Origin of the sequence: Streptomyces sp. URMC 126, from assembly GCF_051386555.1 — a bacterium.
In the GTDB taxonomy this organism is placed as follows: Bacteria; Actinomycetota; Actinomycetes; order Streptomycetales; family Streptomycetaceae; genus Streptomyces.
On sequence record NZ_JBPQTX010000001.1, the window covers coordinates 80475 to 103515 of the forward strand.

The following is a 23041-nucleotide window of genomic DNA, read 5'->3' on the forward strand; positions in this document are numbered from 1 at the left end:
ACAGCCGACAGAACGAGGAGAGGCGTATGACCGGCGTCAACGACGACGTACGGCCCGGCCGTGAAGAACCGCCCGAGCGCGCGGAGTTGCTCCGTGTGGAGGGGGTGACCAAGGCGTTCCCCGGCGTGAAGGCGCTGGACGGCGTGGACCTGCGCCTCCTCGCCGGCGAGGTGCACGTCCTGCTCGGGGAGAACGGCGCCGGCAAGAGCACGCTGATCAAGATGCTCGCCGGCGCCCACCGCCCCGACACCGGCCGGATCGTCGTCGGCGGCCGCGAGGTGGCGATCCGTTCGGCGCAGGACGCCGAGCGGCTGGGGATCGCCACCATCCACCAGGAGTTCAACCTGGTGCCGGGGCTGACCGTCGCCGAGAACCTCTTCCTGGGCCGGCAGCCGCGCACCCGCCTCGGCCTGGTCGACCGGCGGACGATGAACGAGCGCGCGGCGCGCCTCCTGGACCGGGTGCGGCTGCGCGTCCCGCCGACGGCACCCGTCGCCGGACTGGGCATCGCCGCCTTGCAGATGGTGGAGATCGCCAAGGCGCTGAGCCTGGACGCCCGGGTGCTGGTCATGGACGAGCCGACCGCCGTCCTCACCTCGGAGGAGGTGGCGACCCTCTTCGGCATCGTCCGCGAACTGCGTGACGGCGGCGTCGGCGTCGTCTTCATCACCCACCACTTGGAGGAGATCGCGGCCCTCGGCGACCGGGTGACCGTCCTGCGGGACGGCCGGAGCGTGGCCGGGGTGCCGGCGTCCACGCCGGAGGAGGAGCTGATCCGGCTGATGGTGGGCCGGGACATCAGCGAGCAGTACCCGCGCCGCCGTCCTCCCGTCGGCGCGCCGCTGCTGCGGGTGCGCGGGCTGACCCGGCACAGCGGGGACGGTGGTCCGGGCTTCGCCGACGTCGGGTTCGAGGTACGCGCCGGGGAGGTCGTGGGCCTGGCCGGACTGGTGGGCGCGGGCCGCACGGAGGTCGCGCGGGCGGTGTTCGGCGTCGACCGGTACGAGGCGGGTTCGGTGGAGGTGGACGGCCGGGTGCTGCGCCCGGGCGACGTACGGGCCGCGATGCGGGCGGGCGTCGGGCTCGTCCCCGAGGACCGCAAGGCACAGGGCCTGCTGCTGGACGCGCCGCTGCACGACAACCTGACCCTGGCGCGGCTGCGCCGGGACACCCGGGCGGGGTTCGTCGACCGGCGGGCGCAGCGCCGGGAGGCGGCGGCGATGGCCGGCCGGCTGAAGGTGCGGATGAGCGGGCTGGAACAGCCGGCGCGGACGCTGTCCGGCGGCAACCAGCAGAAGATCGTCATCGGCAAGTGGCTGCTGGCCGGGGTGCGGCTGCTGATCCTGGACGAGCCGACGCGCGGTGTCGACGTCGGCGCCAAGGTGGAGATCTACCGGCTCGTCAACGAGCTGACGGCGGCGGGCTGCGGGGTGCTGATGATCTCCAGCGACCTGCCCGAGGTGCTGGGGATGAGCGACCGGGTGCTGGTGATGGCGCAGGGCCGGGTGGTGGGCGAGGTGCCGGGCGGTGACCAGGGGCCGGCCGCCCAGGACGCGGTGATGGAGCTTGCCGTCCGGCACCCGGGCGGCGTGGAAACGGGCAACGAGAGCGCGATGGAGGGCTCCGATGTCGGCTGAGGCGGTGCGGGCGCCGGGGACGGCCCCGGCGGAGTGGTTCACGAGGGCGGTGCTGCGCAACGGCCCGCTGGGCGGGCTGGTGGCCCTGGTGGCGGTGATGGCGGTGCTGTCCCGTGACTTCCTGCACGGGCGGAACCTGCTGAACGTGGGCGTGCAGGCGTCGGTGACGGCGATCCTGGCGTTCGGTGTGACGTTCGTGATCGTGTCGGCGGGCATCGACCTGTCGGTGGGGTCGGTGGCGGCGCTCTCCGCGACGGTGACCGCCTGGGCGGCCACCTCTCAGGGGCTGCCCGTGGCGGTGGCGCTGGTGCTGGGCCTGGCCGTCGGGGTGGTGGCGGGCCTGGTGTCGGGCGCGCTGGTGGCGTACGGGCGGCTGCCCGCGTTCATCGCGACGCTGGCCATGCTGTCGGTGGCGCGCGGGCTGTCGCTGGTGATATCGGGCGGCTCGCCGATCGCCTTCCCGTCGGCGGTGAACCACCTCGGGGACGAGCTCGGCGGGTGGCTGCCGGTCCCGGTGCTGGTGACGGTGGCCATGGGGCTGCTGGCGGCGCTGGTGCTGGCGCGGACGTACACGGGCCGGGCGATGTTCGCGATCGGCGGCAACGAGGAGGCCGCGCGGCTGTCGGGCATCGACGTCAAGCGCCGCAAGCTCGCCGTCTACGCGCTGTCGGGGCTGTTCGCCGCGGTGGCCGGGATCGTGCTGGCCGCCCGGCTGACGTCCGCGCAGCCGCAGGCGGCGACGGGGTACGAGCTCGACGCCATCGCCGCCGTCGTGATCGGCGGGGCGAGCCTGTCGGGCGGGTCGGGCAAGGCGTCCGGAACGCTGATCGGCGCCCTGATCCTGGCGGTGCTGCGCAACGGCCTCAACCTGCTGAGCGTCTCGGCGTTCTGGCAGCAGGTGGCGACCGGCGTGGTCATCGCGGTGGCCGTGCTGCTGGACACGCTGCGCCGGCGGAGCGCCCGGTGAGGGGGCGGGGCGTAGCGGCCGTGCTGCTGGTCGTGGGGCTGGGCCTGGGGACCACCGGCTGCGACCGGGCCGGGAACACCGACCTCGGCCTGGCCCTGTCGACGATGAACAACCCGTTCTTCGTCGGTATCAAGAAGGGCGCCCAGGCGGAGGCGAGAGCCCGCGGACTGAAGATCAACATCACGGACGCGCAGAACGACCCGACCCAGCAGATCAACCAGATGGAGACGTTCACCAGCCAGAACGTCAAGGCCGCCATCATCAACCCGGTGGACTCCGACGCGGCCGTGCCCGCGGTGGGCGTCGCCAACCGGGCGGACGTCCCGGTCGTCTCCATCGACCGCGGGGTGAACGGCGGCCGGGTGGGCACCACCATCGCCTCCGACAATGTCGAGGGCGGCCGGATGGCGGCGCGGGCGCTGGCCGCGGCGCTCGGCGGCAAGGGCCGCGTCGTCGTCCTGGAGGGGCAGCCCGGCACGTCCGCCGCCCGCGAGCGGAGCAAGGGGTTCGAGGAGGGCGTCCGGGAGTTCCCGGGGATCGAGGTCGTCGCCCGGCAGCCCGCCGACTTCGACCGCGCCAAGGGCATGGACGTGATGACCAACCTCCTCCAGGCGCACCGGGGAGTGTCCGGCGTCTTCGCCGCCAACGACGAGATGGCGCTCGGCGCGGCCAAGGCGCTGGGCTCCGCCGCCGGCCGGAGCGTGCGGGTCGTCGGGTTCGACGGCACCCCCGACGGGATCGCGGCGGTGCGCGACGGCACGCTGACGGCGACCGTCGCCCAGCAGCCGGAGCTGCTGGGCCGGCAGGCGGTGGACCGGGCGCTCCGCGCGGCGCGGGGCGAGCGGCTGCCGGCCACGGTGAAGGTGCCGGTGGTGCTGGTGACACGGAAGAACGCGGCGGAGTTCGGCGGCTGATACCGCCCGAACCAGTACGAACGAGTATGAACCGGCCTGATCTGCCCTAACTTGCCTGATCCCGCCGCAGCCGGGAAGAGGGACGAAAGCGGGCAGGCGACCATGGACGCGCGGGGCACGCGAGAACACGAAGGAACGGACAGCGGAGACGTGATGAGGAACGACAGCGACGACGGCGACCGCACGTACGACGTCCTGGTGATCGGTTCGGCCAACGCCGATCTGACGGTCCGGGTGGACCGGCGCCCCGGCCCCGGCGAGACCGTGCTCGGCACGGACCTTGTGGAGTCGGCCGGCGGCAAGGGCGCCAACCAGGCCGCGGCGGCGGCCCGCCTCGGCGCCCGGACGGCCCTGCTGGCCGGGGTCGGCGACGACGCGTACGGCCGGCTGCTGCTGGACGCCCAGCGGTCGGCCGGCGCCGACACCTCTCCCGTCCGCGTGATCCCGGGGGCCAGGACGGGCACGGCGATGATCGTCGTCGGCCCGGACGGCGACAACACCATCATCGTCTCGCCCGGCGCCAACTCCCTGCTCTCGCCGGACGACGTGGCGGCGGCCGGGCCGCTCGTCGCCGCGGCGTCGGTCGTCTCGCTCCAGTGGGAGGTACCCGCGGAGACCGTCCGGGCCGCCGCCGCCCTCGCCCTGGAGACCGGGACGCGGGTCGTGCTCAACCCGTCCCCGGTGCCGCCGGAGCTCGACCGCGAACTGCTCGCGGCGGCCGACCCCTTGGTGGTGAACGAACACGAGGCCCGGCACCTCTCCGGAACACCGGACGGCGACGACCCGACGGTCTGGGCACGGTCCCTGCGCGAGCGCGGCGCCCGTTCCGTCGTCGTCACCCTGGGCGGCGCCGGTGCCCTGGCCCTGGCCGCGGACGACGCCGATCCGGTGACCGTCCCCGGCGTCGCCGTCCGCCCGGTGGACACCACGGGCGCCGGGGACGCCTTCACCGGCGCGCTCGCCGCCCGGCTGGCCGTGGGCGCGCCGCTGACGGAGGCGGTCCGGTTCGCGGTACGGGTCGGGGCGGCGTCGGTGACGAAGCCGGGGGCGCAGCCGTCGTATCCGACGGTGGACGAACTGCCGCCGGGGGATGACGAGGCGTAACGGCCGGGGGCCGGCGCGCCGGTGGACGAGGATGGCGCACTGGCCCGGGCCCAAGCCCCGTACACCCCCACGCCGCCACCGCCGCCGCCCTCGCGCGCCCCGCCCGTCTCACTCCTCGATGGCGCCGCCCACCGTCCGCAGGTGTTCGCGGAAGGTCAGCTCGGGCTCGTCCCGGCGGCGGGCGAGGTAGGCGTCGAAGCGGACCTGTTCGCGGAGGGAGACCCCGGAGCGCATCCGCGCGGCCTGGTCCCGTTCGGTGTCGCGGATCGTCTCGGCGAGGGCGAGGAGTTCGCCGGCGCGGGCGGCGGGGACGAAGAGCACGCCGTCGTCGTCGCCCAGGACAAGGTCCGTCCGGTCCACCGTCCACTCCCCCACCACGGCGGAGCGCAGCGCCTCCGGCGGTCGGGGATCGAGGCGGCGGGGTCCCGGCGGCGTGGCGCCCAGACTGAAGACGGGCAGGCCGATGGCCCGCAGGTCCGCCGTGTCGCGGTGCAGTCCCCAGACCACCACGCCGCTCAGCCCGGCCTTTTGGGCCTCCAGGACGGCCAGGTCGCCGACGCACGCCTCGTCGAGCCGCCCGTCGTTGTCGACGACGAGCACGTCGCCGGGGGCGGCCGTGGCGTACGCCTCCAGGAAGACGTCCACGCTCCCCACGTGGCGTGCCGGGCACGCCCGGCCGGACACGCGGCCGGCGGGGGCGAGGGGGCGGAGGCCCGGCGGCGCGGCGCGCACCGGGACTCCGGCGCGTACGCAGGCGTCGGCCACATGAGCGGTGGTCAGCGCGGCGAAGCGGTGGGTGAGCTCTTCATGGTTCATGGGTTCCTCCCGTGCCGGGGGCCACCTTGCCACGTCCGCCGTCCGGCCGGGAGGTGTCTCCGGGTACCGGTACCGGTACGGCGTCGGGACGTTCGGAGCGACGGAGTTCACCGGCCCGGCGGTCCGGAGACCGCGACGGGGGCGGCCGGCGCACAGCGGTACCCGGCGGCATCCCGAGCGGGGCACGGTTGTCCCGAACACGACGTCCGATCTCCGCCGGACAGCGCCGCCCGCCCGCACCAGGCTGGCTCCGTGACCACGATCGACCCCACGCACACGCGCATCGAACCGAACATCCTGTACTTCGGCACTCCCGTGGTGCTGCTCTCCACCGAGAACGAGGACGGCACGCCCAATCTCGCCCCTATGTCCTCGGTCTTCTGGCTCGGCTGGCGGGCCGTACTGGGCCTCTCCGCCCGGGCGCAGACCAGCCGGAACCTCACGCGGACCCGGGAGTGCGTCCTCAACCTGCCGTCCGACGCCCTGGTTCCGCACGTCGACCGGCTCGCGCTCACCACCGGGCGGAACCCGGTGCCGCCGCGCAAGGCGGAGCGCGGTTACCGGTACGAGCCGGACAAGTTCGGCCGGGCGGGGCTCACCCCGGTGCCGTCCGAGACCGTGGCCCCGCCGCGGGTGGCGGAGTGCCCGGTGGCGATGGAGGCGGTCCTGGAGGCGACGCACCCGATCGGCGAGGACGACGAGCGGCAGCGGAGCTCGATCGTGGCCTTCGAGGTGCGGGTGCGGCGGGTGTTCGTCCATGACGACATCCGGCTGCCGGGGACGGACGACCATGTGGACCCGGACGCCTGGCGGCCGCTGGTCATGAGCTTTCAGCAGTTCTACGGGCTCGGGCCGCGGGTGCACGGGTCGCGGCTGGCGAGCATCCCCGAACGGTGGTACCGGAGCCCGGACGTCGACCGGGCGCGGGAGACGCCGGCCCGCTGACGCCGGACGTCAGCCCGCCTCCGGCCAGTCCCAGCCGAGCTGGAGGAACATGCCCAGCCGGTCGCTGACGGCCCGGATCTCGGTGATGCGCCCGTCCGCCACCGTGAACACCCAGATCTGCTCCACCGCGAAGGTCCGTCCGGTCGGGCGGGGCATGCGGGGGTGCTCGCCGGTGTGCCGGCCGCTGACGGTGAGCCGGGCCACGATCGTGCCGCCCTCGGCGACGAGCCCGTCCGTCCGGACAGCGAACTCGCCGAACGCGTCGAGCTGCCGACGGATCCCCTCGAAGGCCGCACCCGGCTCGTCCGGCTCCCCGAAGATGATCTTGTTGTGGTCGACGACGTCGGGGGCGAGGTACCGGGGCAGATCACCGAGCCGACGTTCGCCGACCGCGCGGAGGAAGTCCGCGACGAGCCGCTTGCCGGGGTGCCGGGCCGTATCCATGTCCACTCCTGCTCTCAAACCGATTCTTACACCGTAAGTGTCGCGCCGCCATCAGGGTGGACTTACGATGTAAGAAAGTCAAGGAGAGCGGGAGGACGCATGCCGGCCGAGCCCAGGAGGGCGCGCGGGGAACGGGCGGGACTGACCAGGGAACGCATCCTGGACGCCGCGGTGGAACTCGTGGACCGGGAGGGGCTCAAGGCCCTGACGATGCGCCGGCTCGGCGCGGCGCTCGGCGTCGAGGCCATGACGCTCTACCACCACGTCCCCAACAAGGACGCGCTGCTGGACGGCCTGGTGGAGCGCGTCTTCGCCGGCGCCGCCCCCGTCGACGACGCCGCCGACGGCTGGCGGCCCTGGCTGCGGGCCTACGCCGGCGCCCTGCGCGCGGCGCTGCTGAGGCACCCGGGCGTCCTGCCGGTCGCCGCGGCGCGGCCCGCCGTGACCCCGGCGGCCCTGGACGCCGTCGAGCGCGGGCTCCGCGTGCTCACCTCCGCCGGCTTCCCGCTGGGCCGCGCCCTCCACGCGCTCAACTCGCTGACCCTGCTGGTCGTGGCCCACGCCACCGCCGAGTGCGCCCTCACCACCGCAGACGGCCCCGGCTCGGCCGCGGACCTCGCCGCGCGCGACCCCGGCCGGTACCCCCTGACCGTCGAGACCGCCCGGACGGGCGCGGGCACGGACGACGCCGAGCGGTTCGCCTTCGCCGTGGAGGCGCTGATCGCGGGGTTCGGGGCGGCGGCGACACCGGAAGCGGGGGCTTGAGGCCGGGAGGCCGAGAGCGGCCCCCGGCGCGCTTCAGCGTCCGCCCAGGCTGCTCCCGCCGTCGACGTCGAGCACGTGACCGGTGATGAACCCCGCCTCGTCCGAGAGCAGGAACGCCACGGCCGCGGCGATGTCGTCGGGAGTGCCCAGCCGGCCCACCGGAATCGACGCGATCGCCCTGCGCTCGCCCTCGCTGCCGGCCGGCCGCGCGCGGCGGAACAGTTCCGTCGCCGTCGGGCCGGGCGACACCGCGTTGGACGTGATGCCGTCCGGGGCCAGTTCCAGCGCCCAGGACCGGGTGCAGCCCACCAGCGCGCTCTTGGCCGCCGAGTAGGACGTACGGTCCCGGGCCCCGTACGTCGCCCGCGAGGTGACGTTCACGATCCGGCCGAACCGCTCCGCGCGCATGCCCGGCACCAGCGCCTGGACGATCTGCACCGACGCGCGCAGGCTGAGGTCCATGACCTGCTGCATCGACGCCAAGTCCAGGTCCTCGATGGGCTGGGGCAGGGCGATGCCCGCGTTGTTGACCACCCGGCAGACCGTACGCCCGCGGGTCGCCTCCTCCAGCATGCGCGCGGTGTCCTCGACGTCGGAGAGGTCACAGCGCAGGAACGTGCCGGGGAACTCCCCCTCGGGCGCGCTCCGGGCCACGCCGATGACCCCGTACCCCGCCTCCGCCAGCCGCCGGGAAACCGCCCACCCGATGCCCTTGCTCGCGCCGGTGACCAGAACGTCCTTCATACCGCTCCTCGCAATCCTCGTGGTTCACCGCCGGCCGAGACCCTCGGCCGCCGCATAGGGACTGTGCATGGTCAGGAACCGGATCTCCAGGTCGGACGCCAGGTAGTCCATGCGCCGCTCCCAGAAGTCCCGCATGCGGGGCAGGGCCAGGTGGGCGTCGAGATCCTCCCGGGAGCGCCAGGCCTCGTAGAAGACGAAGACGCCGGGCTCGTCGCGGTCCTCGTGGAAGTGGTACTCCAGACACCCCGGCTCGCGTCGGGTGGGTTCGACGAAGGACAGCAGCAACTCCTTCAGCTCCGCGGCCCGCTCGGGTCTGGGGCGGGCGATGCCGACGAGGGTGAACGGCTGGGTCATCGACTCTTCTCCTCAGTGGGACGACACAGAAGGTACGACCAATCTCGTACCTACGGCACGCTAACCAACCCCTTGGGTACGATGCAAGTCATACCTACCGGCCCTGACCAGGGAGAAGACCCACGATGCCCGACGACGAGGGCCACCCGGCCGTCGAGGAGATCGAGCTCGGCGCGGTGCTCGCCGCGCTGGCCGACCCGCTGCGCCGCCGGGTGGTGCGCGAGCTGGCGCGCGCGCCCGAGGGGACGGCCCGGACGTGCAGCTCGTTCGCGCTGCCGGTCTCCAAGGCGACCGTCACCCACCACTTCCGCGCCCTGCGCGAGGCCGGCCTGATCCGGCAGGTGAACCGGGGCAACAGCAGGATGGCCCGGCTGCGCCGGGCCGACATCGAACAGCGGTTCCCTGGGCTGCTGGACATCGTGGCGGCGGAGCCCGGGGAATGAGCGGCGGGGGCGGATCCTCGCCTCGCGCGCCGGTGCCGGCTTTGGAGCCCGTAGTTCACGCGCTTCACGCGGGACGCCGGGGCCGCCTCCCCTCCGCTCGCCCGGCGCCCCCGGGAACGCCGCGTCCCGGCCCGGATCTCAGCCGGCCGGCTCCAGGCGCCACCACTGGGCGGGGCTGTCGCGGTCCTCCCACTGCCGGACGGGCGCCCCCTCGGGGTCGGGCGCGTCGGCGGCCTCCAGCAGGAGCCCGCTGATGTGGGCGACGAGGACGACCGTGCCCGGCTCCTCGACCAGTTCCTCGATCAGCCACTCCTGGGCGCCGTAGCCGTTGGCCTTCCACTGCTGGACGGTGGCGCCGTTCTCGACCGACGCGTTGGCCACGTCCAGCCGTTTGCCGCTGCCGGCGTTCACCACGTGGTGCAGGCCGCCGCCCTCGTGCACCGGCGAGACGCGCCAGAGTTCGGCGGGCGTGCCGTCGCCCGCGCCCTGCACTACGGGGGCCCCGCCGCCCGCCCTCCCGCCGGCGACGCGGAGCAGCAGTCCGCTGTGGACGTTGCGGATGCGGTACGTGCCGTCCATGGCCGGTCCCCTGTCCCCCGTGTGCGTCGGCGAAGAAACCGGTGTGAGGCCGGTGAGGATCATGATCGTAACGGGTGGCCCGGGGCCGGGGACCGGGGGTGGGCCGCCCCGTCGGCACCGGCGGGCGAAATGGGAGATGATCAGGGTATGTCTGTTTCTCTTGAGGTTTGTCGTGACCGCGCCGACGCCACCGGTCACTGGGAGGACGAACGCACCACCGCGGTCGTCCTGGCCCGCGAGGACGGCGCGGTCATCGGTTCCGTCGTCGTACTCGACCTGGGGGCCGACGACCCGGCCCTCCGCTTCGTCGCCGTGCCCGAGGGGGCCTTCGAGGCGCTCGTCCCCATGCTGCGCGAGGCGGCCGGGCTGGTCCGCTCGTCGGGAGGCACCGCCCTGCGGTGGGTGGCCGAGTCCGACGAGATGCCGTCGTCCGTCCCGGCGGAGCTCGGCGCCGCCGAGGACGGCGACGTCTACCGCTGGTGGCAGCTGGACCTGTCCGCCGCCCGTGCCGAGGACACCGGAGCCGGCCGGGTGGAGGAGCGGCCGGCGGGCGAGGGCGCGGTGTTCCGGATCGGCCTGGACGACGCGGTGTTCGACGTCGAGCTGGAGGACGACACCGCCGTGCTGGTGCACGACCGGGAGGAGGAGCACACCCCCGGCGAGCTGACGGCCCTCGTCTCCGCCGTCGTGCGGCGGGTGCGCGAGGACCACCCCTCCGTCCGCGCGGCCGAGGCCTACGCGGCGCCCGACGACGACACCCTCGGCGCGGCCCTGACCGCCGTCGGCTTCGCCCCGACGGACCGGCGGGCCGTCGAGTACCTCCTGCCGCTGGGCGGCTGAGTCCGGACCGCGGCGGACGCCCCGTCACACGAGGGGCGTCCGCCACCACGCTCGGCACCCCCCGCGCTCAGCCCGCCCAGCGCGGCGTCCACGTCCCGGCGGCGCCGTGGCCGTACGGCGCGTCGGCGAGGTACCGGCGGAGCGCGGCGAGCGCCGGGTGGGGGTTGTCGCCGCGCAGGACCAGCGAGTGCGGGTAGACCGGCGTCGGGCCGCGCAACGGGACGCGCCGCAGGCCGTGGTCGGCCGGCCAGGCGAACCGCGTGCGCTCCCCCACCAGGGTCGCGAGCGTCGGGCTGCCGGCGATCGTGTCGAGGAGCGGCTCGATGCCGAAGTCCGGGCCGGTCACCTCGATGGTCAGGCCGAACGCTGCGGCCAGTTCGTCGTAGTAGGCCGCCCACTCGGTGCCCGCGACCAGGCCCGGCATCCAGAGCCGGTGCCCGGCGAGCCGGCCGGGCGGCACCGCCCGCTCCGCGGCCAGATCGTGGCCCGGCCCGGTGAGGAGCTGGATCGGCTCGTCGTACACGCGCGAGGCACGGACCCCGGCCGGCAGCCGGCGCGGCGGCACGGCGACGGCGCGGAAGGACGCGTCGATCGTGCCGGTGCGGACGGCGTCGACGGCCGCCTCGGCGTCGAAGAGGGTGACGACGTCGAGTTCGTACCCCGGGTGGGCGCGGTGGAAGTCCCGCAGCAGGTCGGCCGGTGCGAGCCGGCGGCCGATCACGTCCACGCGCAGCGCCCGCCGCCCGGGCCGCACCGAGGCCGCCGCCCGCTCCGCGGCACGGAGGAGCTCGCGGGCGTGGGGCAGGAACGCCTGCCCGTCGATCGTCGGAGCCGAGCCGCGGGCGGTACGGGCGAACAGCCGCACACCGAGATGCCGTTCCAGCGCGGCCACCCGCTTGGAGACGGCCTGCTGGGTGACCGACAGTTCGGCGGCCGCCTCCCGGAACCGCCCCGCGTCGGCCACGGCGACGAAAGCGCGCACGGCGTCGAGATCCATGACGGGCAGCCTAAGGGCGACAACCGGCGGTTGTCGGCCGGTGGGCACGACGGTTGTTTGAGCGGACGGCGGGGCGCCCGGTGGAATGGTCGCCGTCAAGGGCGGGTTGTCGGGGTTCGGAGGCGGACGGGTGCGGGAAGAGACACCGGACGCGGGGGCCGGGAGGTCGCCGGGGTGGCGGTTCGGGTGGTTCTGGGGGGCCTACGCGGTCAGCACGTTCGGCACTTACCTGGCGTTCGACGCGTTCGCCCTGATCGCGGTCCTCGTGCTGCGCGCCGGGCCGACGGAGGTGGCGCTGCTGGCGGCGGCGGGTCCGACGGCGGGCGCGCTGCTGGCCCTGCCGCTCGGCCCCTGGGTGGAGTTCCGCCGCAAACGGCCGGTGATGATCGCCATGGACCTGACGCGCGGCGCGGCGCTGGCGAGCGTTCCCGCCGCCTACGCGCTGGGGCTGCTCGGGCTCCCGCAGCTGGTGCTGGTGACCGTCGTGGTCGCGGCGTCCGACATCACCTTCACCGCGGCGAGCGGCGCGTACCTCAAGGCACTCGTGCCCCGGGCGGAACTGCTGGCCGCCAACAGCCGTCTGGAGTCCACGACCTGGACGGCCACCGTGCTCGGGCCGACGCTGGGCGGAGCGGTGGTCGGAGTGGCCGGCCCGGTGACGACCACCGCGGCCAACGCGGTCAGCCATCTGCTCTCGGCCCTGGGCATCCGCGCGATCGGTGGCCGGGAACCGCGCCCGGAACGGACCGCCCCCGCGGGCTTCCGTGCCCGGGACCTGCTCGACGGCTGGCGGTACATCCTGGGCGACCCGGTCCTGCGCCCGCTGTTTCTCAACACCGTGCTGGTGAACGGGCTGATCATGGCGGTGATGCCGCTGCTCACCGTCCTTATGCTGGGCCCCCTGGGGTTCGCCCCCTGGCAGTACACCCTCGCCTTCGGACTCCCGTGCGCCGGCGGGCTGCTCGGCGCACGGCTCTCCCGCCCGCTCGTCGCCCGCTTCGGGCGGCACCGCGTCCTGCGGACCGCGGGGGCCCTGCGCGCCTGCTGGCCGCTCGGGCTGGCCTTCGTCGGCCCCGGCACGAGCGGGCTGGTGCTCGTCGTGGCCGTGGAGTTCGGCCTCATCACCTGCATCGGTGTGTTCAACCCGGTGTACGCGACCCACCGTCTCGAACACACCGCGCCGGAACGGGTCGCGCGCACACTGTCCGCCTGGTCGGTCACGAGCAAGGCCGGCACCGCGGCCATGACCGCCCTCTGGGGCCTGCTGGCCGGCCTCACCGGCCCCCGCGCCGCCGTCGCGGCGGCCGGCCTGGCCCTGCTGGCGACACCGGCGCTCCTCCCCCGGAGCGGCCGGAACGACAGCGCCGCTCGGGCCGTGGACGTCGCCGCAGGCGCGGGGACGGGTGCCGGGGGCACCGCCGCTTCCGGGACCGCGGCCGAGTGATGTCCGGGCCGGGTACGCCGTGGCCGTGACGGCGCGGTGCGGTGCTCGCGGAGGTACCGCACCGCCCGGCCGGTTCGTCGGCACCGGCCCGCTGTCAGTGCCGGGTGGCATGCTCGCCACCATGGACAAACAGCGGTTCTGGCGGCTCGTCGAGGCCGCGCGCGCCGAGGCGCCCGACCCGGACGACGGAGAGGACGTCGCCCGCCGGGCGGCGGAGCGACTGGCCACACACCCCGCCGAGGAGATCGTCGCCGCCGAACAGGCGCTGTGGGATCTGCTGGCGGACGCTCACACCAGCCCCTTGTGGGCCGCCGCCTATGTGATCAACGGAGGATGTTCCGACGACGCCTTCGACTATTTCCGTGGCTGGTTGATCCTTCAGGGGCGCGCGACCTTCGAGCGCGCGGTCGCCGACCCCGACGGCCTGGCCGAACTCCCCGCCGTGCGGACGGCGGTGGCCGACGGACTCGACCTCGACGGTGAGGAGGCGCTGAACATCGCCGCGACCGCGCACCTCATGGCGACCGGCCGACGGCTTCCCGACGACGCGTGCGTCATCCGGTACCCGGAGCCGGACCCGGCCCGGGATTTCGACTTCGACGACGACAGGGAGACGGCCCGCCGGCTGCCCGGGCTGACGGCGCTCCGCCGGGAGTAGGCGCGGTCCACGGCAGCGCCATCCGCGGCCGCGCGGCCGGGCCGGCATCCTCTCGCACCCTCGGCGTGACGGTCGCCGGCGGGTGGCCGACGGGTCTCCGGCCTACTTCTCGCATTCCTGGGGAGGCACCTTGGCGGGCCCTGGGCGCACGCTGTCGGGACGAAGACCGGACAGGTCCTACTTCACACTGATATGGTGGAGGTGTCTGGTGTAAGTCGCGTCAATGTCGTATGAACGTCGCGTCAGTTCGGCGATCGGCCCGGGGAGTTCACGGTATGCGGCGGCCCGCCGACCGGCGTCGTCGGCCCGGGCCCGCCACACGCGACGCCGGGGATCACGGGGGCGGTCATGGCGGTGCGCGACGCGCACGACAAGGGGATCCGAAGCGGCCGGGGCGGCGGTGACGGCCCCACGGCGCGCCCCGCGGCGGCGGTCCGTCCCCCGAGGGCGGCGTGCCCCGCGGAGGAGACATGATCCTCATCGTCCCGCCCGGCGGCGACCCCACCCTGCGGCTCGCCGCCGTGCCCGACGGCGCCACGGTCGTCGACGTCGGCCGCCGCTTCGTCGCGGAGCTGGTCCGCCAGGCCACGCGCGGTGTGCTCCGCACTCGCTCCCGGTCCCCCGGGGACCGGCTCATGGCGACGGCCGGCACCCGGGCCCTGGGAGACGCCTCGCGGCCCAGACTGCACCGGCTGCGCGGGCTCGGCGCGGTGCTGGGCGCGCTCCACGAGCCGGGGAACGGGGTACGGCTGCGCCTGGACGACCTCGAACCGGCCGACGGGAGCCTTGAGTCCGCCGCCGACGTCCTCCGCGCCGCCGCGGCCCCGGCCCCGTACGACGGAGCCCTGGCCGGGGCCTGCGCGGACGTGCCGCGGGGGGCGGCCGTACGGCTGGTGGTCGAGCGGGAGCAGCAGGTGCCGGCGGCCGTGGCCCTCGCCCGGGCCCTGCGCCCCCGAGTGCGCCGCCTTGAACTGACGGGCCGTTGGGCGACGGCCCACGGCCCCGCGCTGGCCCATCTGCCGCCGTTCGCCGGCGTCGCCCTGGTGCCCGCGCCCCGGGGGATGCCCTGGGAGCTCGCGGACCCGTTCGGTCCGGCCCCGGACGACGGCCTCCGCTGGCGTGAGCGCCCGGCCGACCCAATCCCGGCGGGCCCCTGGGCCGGCCGGGTCGGGTTGCGGGAGCTGGTGGGCGGCGTGGTGCCGGTGTACGACCCCGAGCCGGGGCCGCCTGCCGGGCCCGGCTCGGCAGCAGCGGCCGGAGCGGCCGGTGCCGGGCCCCCGCCGACCACCGGCCGCCCCGACGACCCCGGCCGGCAGCCCCGGCTCATCGTCGTCGGCGTCTGCGGCGCCGCCGACCGGGCGGTGGGCCGCGGCGGCACGGAGCTGTCCTGGGACCGGCTCGCCTCCGCCGTCGGCGCGGCACGCGACCGGGGCACCACGGTCGTCGCCGAACTCTGGCTGGGCGCGCCCGGGATCCCGCCCGAGGCGGCGGAGGAGGCGCTCGGGCGGCTGGAGGACGTGGTGGACCGGGTGATCGGGCTCCGCCGCTTCGACTGGCCGGCCGACTGGACCGCCCCGTCCTGGGCCTCCCGCCCGGTGACGACGGCGGATGCCGGCCCCGAGCTGGCCCTGCGGCGTCCCCTGCTGGATCCGGTGCCCCCGTCCCCCGAGCGGCTGGCCGCCCTCGCCGCGTCGCTCGGCCGCCCGCTGGCCCGGGCCGGCCGGCTCGCGCCCGGCCGGGTCGCGGGCGCCTATCTGCCGCCCCCGGGGCCGCATCCGGACTCCGTACGCGGCCTGGATCCGGACGTCGTCGTCGGCCGGCGGAGCGCCCGCGCCGACCGGGCACTGGCCGTCAACCTGCGGACGGGCGCCTGCTCTTACGTCTCCCTGCGAGTCGCCGACGCCATCGACCGCTACCGCGACGGCTACACCCTGCGCGAAGCGCTCCGCCCGCTGTCTCCCGGCGCCGTCCGTGCCCTGCGGGAAGGCGGGGTCCTCGGGCAAGTCCCGTTACGGGAGGGACGAGTCCCGCGAGGGAAATGACGTGCAGTGTGAGGGAAGTGACGAGCAGTACGGATTCCATGCCGACGGAAGCCCGCATTCCGCATCCTCACCGCCGCCCATGCCCCCGAACGCCCGACGGGGCGGCCCGGAGGTCTCCCTCCCGGCCGCCCCGTCGGGCGTGTGTCCGCTCGCGTCACCGCGCCGGTTCCCCGGAGCGCGGCGTCAGTTCTTCAGGGCGCTGCGCTTCTGCCACTGCTCCCAGCTCTCCTGCCAGACCTCCAGGCCGTTGCCCACGTCGGTCTTGACGGTGCTGGAGGTGCCCTTGACCTCCACGGTGGAGCCGATGGGCAGGAAGTCGTAGACGCGCTTGGCGTCCGCGGTGGTCATGCCGAAGCAGCCGTGGCTGTTGTTGACCACGCCGATCTGGTTGTTCCAGGGGGCGGAGTGCAGGAAGGTGCCGGAGGCGGTCATGTGGGTGACCCACTTGGCGTCCAGCATCCACTGGTTGCCGTAGCCGATGGTGGACGAGTCCATGGTCTCGTCCGCGTTCTTGCTGCGGACCGTGTGGATGCCGCCGCGCGTCGGGGCCTCCGGGGAACCGGCGGAGCCCTTGACGCTGCCGACCGGCTTGCCGTTCTCGTACATGGTCAGCGTGTGACCGGGGACGTCGATGACGGCCTTGTGGTCGGCGCCTATGGTGAAGCCGTAGTCGTAGTCCCGGACGAACCAGCCGCCCTCGCCGCTGTCCACACCGGCGAGCGAGCCCTTGACGGACACCTTGGTGCCGCTGGGCCAGTACGTCTTGGGCCGCCAGTCCAGCCGGTCCTGGCCGGAGTAGTCGGTCACCCAGCCCCAGGCCCCCTCGACCTGCGGAGTGGAGGTGACCTTGAAGTTCTTCTCGATCTCGGCCCGCTTGTCCTTGTCTATCTTGTGGTCGAAGAGGATCGAGACGGGCATGCCCGTGCCGACGGTCTGCCCGTTCTGCGGGGTGTTGGTCAGCTTGTTCACCTTCGGCGCCTGCTGGGTGCTGAAGGTCGCGGTCGCGGTGGACTTCCGGCCCTTGGCCGACTCGGCCGCGGTCTTCACCGTGTAGGTGGTCTTCGGCTTGACCTTGCCGGCCGACTGCCAGGTGACCCCGTCACCGGACAGCTTCCCCTCGACCTTCTCCCCCTTGTCGTCCTTCACCTCCACCGAGGTCAGCTTGCCGCCGTCGGCCTTGACCGAGATCGGCGAGCCCAGCTTGACCTCCTTGGTGCCGGCCGCCGGGCTCACGGTCACCTTGGCCGCGGGGCCCGCTTCGTCCGAGGACCCTCCGTCGGACCCCCCGGAACAGGCGGACAGCACCAGCGACCCCATGAGGGCGGATATCAGCAGGACGGGGCGACGGCCCTTCCCGACGTGCACGTGAAAACCTCCAAAGACAGCGTGTCCGCGGCGGGCCCGGCTCCGCTGCCGGTCCGAGAAAGCCAAGCAAGTCGAACAACCCCCCCGCCACTCTGTACAGATGACGTGGGCACCGCCGCGGTTCCTGGGAAAAACGATATTTGTGCGGGAATCGCGCGGACGATCCGGCCGGCGTCCCGCACGGCTCCCGGCGGGCGTCCCCCGCGACTCCCGAACGGTGTCGTCCCCGCGCCTCCCGGCCGGCGGTCCGGGCCCCCTTCCCGGAGCCTTCCCGGAGCCGGCGTCAACGCGGAGACGGACCGTCCCCCGGAAACGACGGAGCGGCGGCACCCGCCCCGGAAGCCGGGAAGGTGCCACCGCCCGGACCGGCCTACTCCCGCGGCAGTTTGGTGGCCGTGTCCAGGTAGAAGGCGTCGATGCTGCGCACGGCGCGGGTGAAGTCGTCGAGGTTGACGGGCTTCGTGACGTACGCGTTCGCGTACCGCCGGTAGGCGTCGGTCACATCGTCCGGGGCCGAGGACGTGGTCAGCACGACGACCGGGATGGTGCGCAGCGCCTCGTCCCCCTTGAGGACGGCCAGCAGCTCCCGGCCGTTCATCCGCGGCATGTTGAGGTCCAGCACGATCAGGTCCGGCCGCGGCAGGTCCGGGTCGCGCAGGTGGTCCAGCGCGGCGATGCCGTCCTGGACCTGGGTGAGATTGCGGGCGGCTCCGTGTTCCAGGAGCGCCTCCTTGATGAGCATCGCGTCCGCCGGATCGTCCTCGACCAGAAGGACGTCGTAGGGGCGCGCGGGGGCGGCCATCATCATCGGCTCCGCTCGGTGTGCTTCGGGGGACGGTGGGTGGTGCCGTGCACGATGCCGGGCCAGCGGTTGCGGGCCCCCTGGCGGCTCATCTCGCAGGCCCGCCCGATCTGGGGGTATCCGGCCCCGGTCCGCGCGGCCTCCTCGGCCGCGGCGTCCGTGAGGCGCTGTACCGCCCGTTGCATGTGGATCAGCATGTGGAGGTAGGCCAGGGCCTCCGCCCGGGCGCCGTCCGGGTCCGCGGGCCCGCCGGCGGCGGGCAGCAGGCGGAACGACCGGTGGGCCAGGCGGTGGGCCAGGCCGGCGAGCGCTCCCTCCACCATCGCGGAGATCTCGCCCTCGGCGAAGCGCGGGGAGAAGTGGGTGCCGGGCATGGCGCCCACCCTAGGTGCTACGCCTCCCTCCCGACAACTACGGTTGTCACGGCACCGGTATGCCACCAGTACGGTGTGGTTGCCGAGGTGCCGGGGAAGCAGCCCGGGGGAACGGAGACGGAAGGCGGGCAACGTGGTGGTCGAGACTGCTCCTCGACAGGGCGGTTCCGGGAGATCCCCGTCCGGGGACCCCACCGGGACGGGACGGGCCGGCGGGACGCCGGGCGCGGCCGGCCGGCAGGGCTGGACGACGCGTCAGTGGCTGCGCGTCGGCGTGAGCACGACGCTCGTCGTGCTCACCGTGCTCGGCGCCCTGGGGGCGTGGGCGCTCGCCCGGACCGCGTCGATCAGCGACCATCTGGTGGACGTCCGGTCCCCGGCGCTCGTCGAGGCGGTGCGGCTGGAGAACGCGCTGGTCAACCAGGAGACGGGCGTGCGGGGTTACGGCCTCACCGGCCGTCAGGACTTCCTGGAGCCCTATACGCGGGGCCTCGCGGACGAGAAGAAGGCCGTCGCGCGGCTGCGCGGACTGGTCGGCGACGAGCCGGCCGCCCGTGCGGATCTGGACCAGGTACGGGAGCGGGCCGAGGCGTGGCAGGCGCGGATCGCCCGGCCGGTCGCGGCGGCCCCGGGCCCGGAGGCGGCCCGCGCCGTCGAACGGGTGGGCGCCGGGAAGAGCGCCTTCGACTCCGTCCGCGAGGCGCTCCGCGAGCAGCAGCGGCACCTCGCGGAGGAGCGGGCCGGGACGAGTGCCGACCTGGCCGATACCCGTCGGCTCCGCAACGGGGTCTTCGCGGCCATCGCGGTGGTGATCGTCCTGGTGGCGGTCCTGGTCTTCGAGGGACTGCGGCGGGGCGTCACCGGCCCGCTGGAGCGGCTGGGCGCGGACGCCCGGCTGGTGGCCCAGGGGCACTTCGGGCACTCCATCGCGGCGACCGGCCCCGCCGACCTGCGCCGGCTGAGCGGCGACGTGGAGGCGATGCGCCGGCGGATGGTGGGGCAGCTGGAGTTCAGCGAGAAGGCCCGTACCCTGCTCGACGAGCAGGCCGCCGACCTGCGCCGTTCCAACGCCGAGCTGGAGCAGTTCGCTTACGTCGCCTCGCACGACCTCCAGGAGCCGCTGCGGAAGGTGGCGAGCTTCTGCCAGCTCCTCCAACGCCGGTACGGCGACGGCCTGGACGAGCGGGCGCATCAGTACATCGGCTTCGCGGTGGACGGCGCCAACCGCATGCAGGTGCTCATCAACGACCTGCTGGCCTTCTCGCGCGTCGGCCGGGTGCACAACGACCACGACACCGTGGACCTGGAGGCCGTCCTGGAGACCACGCTGGACGCGCTGAGCGTGCCGCTGGAGGAGTCCGGGGCGGAGGTCACCCACGATCCGCTGCCCACGGTGGTGGGCGACCGGACGCAGTTGGGCATGCTCTGGCAGAACCTGGTCTCGAACGCGGTGAAGTTCCGTTCGCCGGACCGCCGTCCGGCCGTCCACGTGTCGGCCGAGCGGGACGGTGACGTCTGGCGGTTCGCCGTCACCGACAACGGCATCGGGATCGGCCCGGAGTACACGGAGAAGGTGTTCGCCCTCTTCCAGCGGCTGCACACCCGGGAGGCCTATCCGGGCACCGGCATCGGCCTGGCGATGTGCCGCAAGATCGTCGAGTTCCACGGGGGCACGATCGCCGTCGATCCGGAGCACGAGGGCGGCGCCCGCGTCGTCTTCACGCTGCCGGCCTCCGGGTCCGCCGACGCGGTGCCGGCGGACGGCGCGGCGGGGGCGGAGGAGGCCGGGCCGGACCGGCCGGCCGCCGCTGCCGCGCGGAGCGCCCTGGAGGGCGCCGCGGCGGGGAACGGACGGCCCGCCTCGTGACCGCGCAGACTTCCGACGTCCCCGGGCGTCTGACCGGCGGCGTCCTCCCGGGGCCGGGGTCCGCCGTGCCGCCGCGCTACCGCGTCCTGCTCGTCGAGGACGACGCGGGGGACGCCCTCCTGGTGGAGGAGTTGCTGGCCGACACCGGGCTGGACCACACGCTGGTCTGGCGCAAGACGCTGGCCGAGGCCCGCGCGGAGCTGGTCACGGACGGCGCCGACTGCGTGCTGCTGGACCTGCACCTGCCGGACGCCTCCGGCACGGCGGCGGTCACCGCCGTGCAGCACGCGGACCCGCACGTGGCGGTCATCGTGCTGACCGGTCTCGCGGAGTCGCACGCCGGGGTACGGGCGGTGACCGCGGGCGCCCAGGACTACCTCGTCAAGGGGCAGGTGGAGCCGGAGCTGCTGCAGCGCGCCGTGCACTACGCGGTGCACCGCAAGCAGGCCGAGCGGGCCAAGGCGGAGCTCCAGGCGACCCAGTTGCGGGCGCAGGAGAACACCCGGCTGGAGCGCGGCCTGCTGCCGACGCCACTGCTGGAGTCGCCCGCCGTGACGGCCACCACCCGCTATCTGCCGGGCCGTGAGAGCGCCCTGCTGGCCGGTGACTTCCTGGACGTCGTCCAGACCGACGACCACGTCGTGCACGCGCTGATAGGCGATGTGAGCGGGCACGGCCCCGACGAGGCCGCGCTCGGCGTCGCGCTGCGCATCACATGGCGGGCCCTGACCCTGGCCGGGCACCGGGGCGAGCGGCTGCTGGACCTGCTGGAGCGCATGCTGGTGGCCGAGCGCACGCGGCAGGAGATGTTCGCCACGTGCTCACTGCTGACGCTGGACCTGCGGGAGCCCACCGCCGTCCTGCACTTGGCCGGGCACCACGAGCCGCTGCTCACGGCGGAGGGGACGACCCGGCCGGTGGTGGCGGAGCACGGGGTGGCCCTCGGCCTCGCGCCGGGCCTGTGCCACTGGCCGGCCACCCGGCTCGCGCTGCCGCGCTCCGGGGCGCTGACGCTGTACACGGACGGGCTGATCGAGGGGCACGCCGGGCCGGGCTCGGACCGGCTGGGCACGGAGGGCCTCGTGGACCTGGTCAACGGGGTGCCGTCGTGGGAGCCGCCGGAGCGTCAGCTCGACCGGCTCGTCACGACCGTGCGGGAGCTCAACGCCGAGCGGCACGCCGACGACCTGGCGATCCTCCGGCTGGACTGGCGGACGCCGGACTGAGGGCCGGACGGATCGCCGCCCCACGGCCCCGGGCGTACGGGCGGGTGGTCCCGCGCGGACGGTCAGGAGCCGCCGGCCGGCTGCGGGTCCGCCGGGACCACCGCGACCGGGCAGTCCGCCCGGTGCAGCGCGGTGTGGCTGACCCGCCCGAGCTGGAGGCCGCGCCCGTGGTGCCGCCGGACGGCGCCGACCACCAGCAGGTCGGCCTCGTCGGAGGCGGCGACGAGGGTCCGGTGGGCCGGGCCCTCGACGGTCACGGCGCGTACGGTGACGTCCGGGTACGCGGCCTCGGCCGCGCGCAGCGCCTCGTGCAGCTCCCGGCCGGCCCGCTCCTCGTGGTCGAGGGGCTCGTCGCTGGGCAGCGGGTAGTGGGTCACGGACTGCCGGGCGGGGTGCCGCCAGGAGTGGACGGCGTACAGCTCGCAGCCCCGGGCGGCGGCCTCGCGGAAGGCGAAGCGGACGGCGGCGGGCGCCTCCTCGCTGTCCCCGACGCCGACCAGGACCCGGCCCCGGGAGCCGCGCAGGCCGTCCTCGGAGCCGCGCACGACGATCACCGGGCAGTGGGCACGGGCCGCCACCGCGAGACTGACCGAGCCGAGCAGCAGTCCGGTGAGGGTGCCCCGGCCGGAGGGGCCGGTGATCACCGCGGCGGCGTGCCGGCTCGCCTCGACGAGGGCGTTGACGGCCTCCTCGGGGACGGTCTCGGCGTGCACGCGCACGGACGGGTCGCGCTCCTGGGCGTGCCGGGCCGCGGCGGGGGCGACGGCCTCCTCGGCGCGCGCTTCGGGGGAGGGTCCGTCCGGGGGCGGGAGGCGTCCTTCGTAGCGCTCCCACAGTGACGCGTACAGCACGCGCAGCCGCGCGTCGTGGCGGGCCGCCTCGTCCACGGCCCAGTCCAGGGCCCGCAGGCTGCCCGTGGATCCGTCGACGCCCACGACCAGGGGGAGCTCCACCGTCCGTCACCTCCGCACCGCGCGGTCCGCGCTCCGGCACCCCTTTTCCGCACCCTCGCACCGCCGGGGGTTGGGCGCGAGCGGCGGCTGGGCCGTTCGGCCGACCCGGGGGGCGGGCTCGCGCGGAGCGGCGGGCGCGCCGAGCATGGAGGGATGACGAACGAGGCGAAGAGCGCGCTGCGGGCCCGGCACCGGCAGGCGCTTGAACGGTTCGGGGAGCGGGTGCACGCGGTCCGGCCGCGCCAGTGGGACGCGCCGACGCCGTGCTCGGAGTGGACGGTGCGGGACCTGGTGAACCACCTCACGGCCGAGCAGCTGTGGGTGCCGCGCCTGCTGGACGGCGCGTCGGTCGAGGACGTCGGCGACGAGCTGGACGGTGACGTGCTCGGCGACGATCCGCCGGCCGTGTGGGACGCGGCGGCGGAGGCCGCCGTCGCGGCGTTCGGGGCGCGGGGCGCGCTGGGGCGCACGGTGCGGCTGTCCTACGGCGAGACGAGCGCGGAGGACTACTGCGCGGAGATGACGGCCGACGCGGTGGTGCACGCCTGGGACCTGGCGCGTGCCGTCGGAGCGGCGGCGGAGCGTCCGCCGGAGCCGCTGGTCAGGGCGGCGGAGCGGGCGTTCGGCGCGTACGGCGAGGATCTGTCGCCCACCGGTCTGTTCGCGGCCCCGGTTCCGGCGCCGCCCGGCGCGGACGACTGGACGCGGCTGCTGGCGCGGCTGGGCCGGGCGGTGTGAGCCGGGGGTGGGCGGTGTGAGCC

At 74.8% G+C, this 23041-nt stretch carries 22 protein-coding genes and 1 pseudogene; 13 read left to right on the forward strand and 10 right to left on the reverse strand.

Annotated features, from left to right (window positions below):
* Positions 1–26: 26 nt before the first annotated feature.
* The 3 genes and pseudogenes from ACSNOK_RS00420 to ACSNOK_RS00430 all read left to right on the forward strand — a co-directional run bounded on the left by ACSNOK_RS00420 (position 27) and on the right by ACSNOK_RS00430 (position 4622).
* Positions 27–1637: a sugar ABC transporter ATP-binding protein gene (locus ACSNOK_RS00420; RefSeq protein ID WP_436778486.1), complete on the forward strand. Its 1611-nt coding sequence runs from the start codon at positions 27–29 to the stop codon at positions 1635–1637.
* Positions 1627–3518: pseudogene (locus ACSNOK_RS00425) on the forward strand (ABC transporter permease/substrate-binding protein). The gene ACSNOK_RS00420 and the pseudogene ACSNOK_RS00425 overlap by 11 nt, the downstream one beginning before the upstream one ends.
* Positions 3519–3671: 153 nt before the next feature.
* On the forward strand, positions 3672–4622 hold the full coding sequence (locus ACSNOK_RS00430; protein WP_436778487.1) for a ribokinase: 951 nt from the start codon (positions 3672–3674) through the stop codon (positions 4620–4622).
* Positions 4623–4730: 108 nt separating this feature from the next.
* Here ACSNOK_RS00430 and ACSNOK_RS00435 read toward each other — a convergent pair whose 3' ends face one another.
* On the reverse strand, positions 4731–5438 hold the full coding sequence (locus ACSNOK_RS00435) for an RraA family protein (RefSeq protein WP_436778488.1): 708 nt from the start codon (positions 5436–5438) through the stop codon (positions 4731–4733).
* A gap of 252 nt (positions 5439–5690) precedes the next feature.
* Here ACSNOK_RS00435 and ACSNOK_RS00440 point away from each other — a divergent pair, with 252 nt between their 5' ends.
* Positions 5691–6383 carry a flavin reductase family protein gene (locus ACSNOK_RS00440; RefSeq protein ID WP_436778489.1) on the forward strand — a complete coding sequence of 231 codons (693 nt, stop codon included), beginning with the start codon at positions 5691–5693 and terminating at the stop codon, positions 6381–6383.
* A 9-nt stretch (positions 6384–6392) separates the two neighbouring features.
* Here the strand turns inward: ACSNOK_RS00440 and ACSNOK_RS00445 are convergent, their stop codons facing one another.
* On the reverse strand, positions 6393–6827 hold the full coding sequence (locus ACSNOK_RS00445) for an ester cyclase (RefSeq protein ID WP_436778490.1): 435 nt from the start codon (positions 6825–6827) through the stop codon (positions 6393–6395).
* A gap of 99 nt (positions 6828–6926) precedes the next feature.
* Between ACSNOK_RS00445 and ACSNOK_RS00450 the strand changes: the two genes are divergently transcribed.
* A complete protein-coding gene (locus ACSNOK_RS00450; protein ID WP_436778491.1) occupies positions 6927–7592 on the forward strand; it encodes a TetR/AcrR family transcriptional regulator C-terminal domain-containing protein in 666 nt (221 codons plus the stop codon).
* A gap of 33 nt (positions 7593–7625) precedes the next feature.
* Here ACSNOK_RS00450 and ACSNOK_RS00455 read toward each other — a convergent pair whose 3' ends face one another.
* Complete coding sequence (locus ACSNOK_RS00455; RefSeq protein WP_436778492.1) at positions 7626–8336, reverse strand: SDR family oxidoreductase; 711 nt, start codon at positions 8334–8336, stop codon at positions 7626–7628.
* A 24-nt stretch (positions 8337–8360) separates the two neighbouring features.
* A complete protein-coding gene (locus tag ACSNOK_RS00460; protein WP_436778493.1) occupies positions 8361–8690 on the reverse strand; it encodes a putative quinol monooxygenase in 330 nt (109 codons plus the stop codon).
* A gap of 125 nt (positions 8691–8815) precedes the next feature.
* Between ACSNOK_RS00460 and ACSNOK_RS00465 the strand changes: the two genes are divergently transcribed.
* On the forward strand, positions 8816–9133 hold the full coding sequence (locus tag ACSNOK_RS00465) for an ArsR/SmtB family transcription factor (RefSeq protein ID WP_436778494.1): 318 nt from the start codon (positions 8816–8818) through the stop codon (positions 9131–9133).
* A gap of 138 nt (positions 9134–9271) precedes the next feature.
* Here ACSNOK_RS00465 and ACSNOK_RS00470 read toward each other — a convergent pair whose 3' ends face one another.
* On the reverse strand, positions 9272–9712 hold the full coding sequence (locus ACSNOK_RS00470) for an RICIN domain-containing protein (RefSeq protein ID WP_436778495.1): 441 nt from the start codon (positions 9710–9712) through the stop codon (positions 9272–9274).
* Between the two features lie 147 nt (positions 9713–9859).
* Here ACSNOK_RS00470 and ACSNOK_RS00475 point away from each other — a divergent pair, with 147 nt between their 5' ends.
* Positions 9860–10552, forward strand: coding sequence for a hypothetical protein (locus ACSNOK_RS00475; protein WP_436778496.1), 693 nt, complete (start codon positions 9860–9862; stop codon positions 10550–10552).
* 67 nt (positions 10553–10619) lie between these two features.
* On the opposite strand, the gene ACSNOK_RS00480 is transcribed toward ACSNOK_RS00475, so the two are convergent.
* Complete coding sequence (locus ACSNOK_RS00480) at positions 10620–11549, reverse strand: LysR family transcriptional regulator (protein ID WP_436778497.1); 930 nt, start codon at positions 11547–11549, stop codon at positions 10620–10622.
* Between the two features lie 85 nt (positions 11550–11634).
* Here ACSNOK_RS00480 and ACSNOK_RS00485 point away from each other — a divergent pair, with 85 nt between their 5' ends.
* The 3 genes from ACSNOK_RS00485 (at position 11635) to ACSNOK_RS00495 (ending at position 15693) form a co-directional block, all read left to right on the forward strand.
* Positions 11635–12993, forward strand: coding sequence for an MFS transporter (locus tag ACSNOK_RS00485; RefSeq protein ID WP_436778498.1), 1359 nt, complete (start codon positions 11635–11637; stop codon positions 12991–12993).
* A 121-nt stretch (positions 12994–13114) separates the two neighbouring features.
* A complete protein-coding gene (locus ACSNOK_RS00490; protein WP_436778499.1) occupies positions 13115–13651 on the forward strand; it encodes a DUF4240 domain-containing protein in 537 nt (178 codons plus the stop codon).
* A 470-nt stretch (positions 13652–14121) separates the two neighbouring features.
* Positions 14122–15693 (forward strand): hypothetical protein, encoded by a 1572-nt coding sequence (locus ACSNOK_RS00495; protein ID WP_436778500.1) that lies wholly within the window; start codon positions 14122–14124, stop codon positions 15691–15693.
* A gap of 183 nt (positions 15694–15876) precedes the next feature.
* On the opposite strand, the gene ACSNOK_RS00500 is transcribed toward ACSNOK_RS00495, so the two are convergent.
* From ACSNOK_RS00500 to ACSNOK_RS00510, 3 genes are all read right to left on the reverse strand, one after another.
* Positions 15877–17058 carry a L,D-transpeptidase gene (locus ACSNOK_RS00500; RefSeq protein WP_436778501.1) on the reverse strand — a complete coding sequence of 394 codons (1182 nt, stop codon included), beginning with the start codon at positions 17056–17058 and terminating at the stop codon, positions 15877–15879.
* 370 nt (positions 17059–17428) lie between these two features.
* Positions 17429–17863 (reverse strand): response regulator, encoded by a 435-nt coding sequence (locus ACSNOK_RS00505; RefSeq protein ID WP_436778510.1) that lies wholly within the window; start codon positions 17861–17863, stop codon positions 17429–17431.
* Positions 17863–18234: a hypothetical protein gene (locus ACSNOK_RS00510; protein ID WP_436778502.1), complete on the reverse strand. Its 372-nt coding sequence runs from the start codon at positions 18232–18234 to the stop codon at positions 17863–17865. The genes ACSNOK_RS00505 and ACSNOK_RS00510 overlap by 1 nt, the downstream gene beginning before the upstream one ends.
* A gap of 274 nt (positions 18235–18508) precedes the next feature.
* Here ACSNOK_RS00510 and ACSNOK_RS00515 point away from each other — a divergent pair, with 274 nt between their 5' ends.
* Positions 18509–20101 (forward strand): sensor histidine kinase, encoded by a 1593-nt coding sequence (locus ACSNOK_RS00515; RefSeq protein ID WP_436778511.1) that lies wholly within the window; start codon positions 18509–18511, stop codon positions 20099–20101.
* Entirely contained in the window at positions 20098–21327 is a 1230-nt protein-coding gene (locus tag ACSNOK_RS00520) for a PP2C family protein-serine/threonine phosphatase (protein ID WP_436778503.1), read from the forward strand. Before ACSNOK_RS00515 ends, ACSNOK_RS00520 begins: the two co-directional genes overlap by 4 nt.
* Positions 21328–21389: 62 nt before the next feature.
* Here ACSNOK_RS00520 and ACSNOK_RS00525 read toward each other — a convergent pair whose 3' ends face one another.
* A complete protein-coding gene (locus ACSNOK_RS00525; protein WP_436778504.1) occupies positions 21390–22280 on the reverse strand; it encodes a universal stress protein in 891 nt (296 codons plus the stop codon).
* Between the two features lie 153 nt (positions 22281–22433).
* On the opposite strand from ACSNOK_RS00525, the gene ACSNOK_RS00530 reads away from it, so the two are divergent.
* A complete protein-coding gene (locus ACSNOK_RS00530) occupies positions 22434–23018 on the forward strand; it encodes a TIGR03086 family metal-binding protein (protein WP_436778505.1) in 585 nt (194 codons plus the stop codon).
* Positions 23019–23041: the final 23 nt, after the last annotated feature.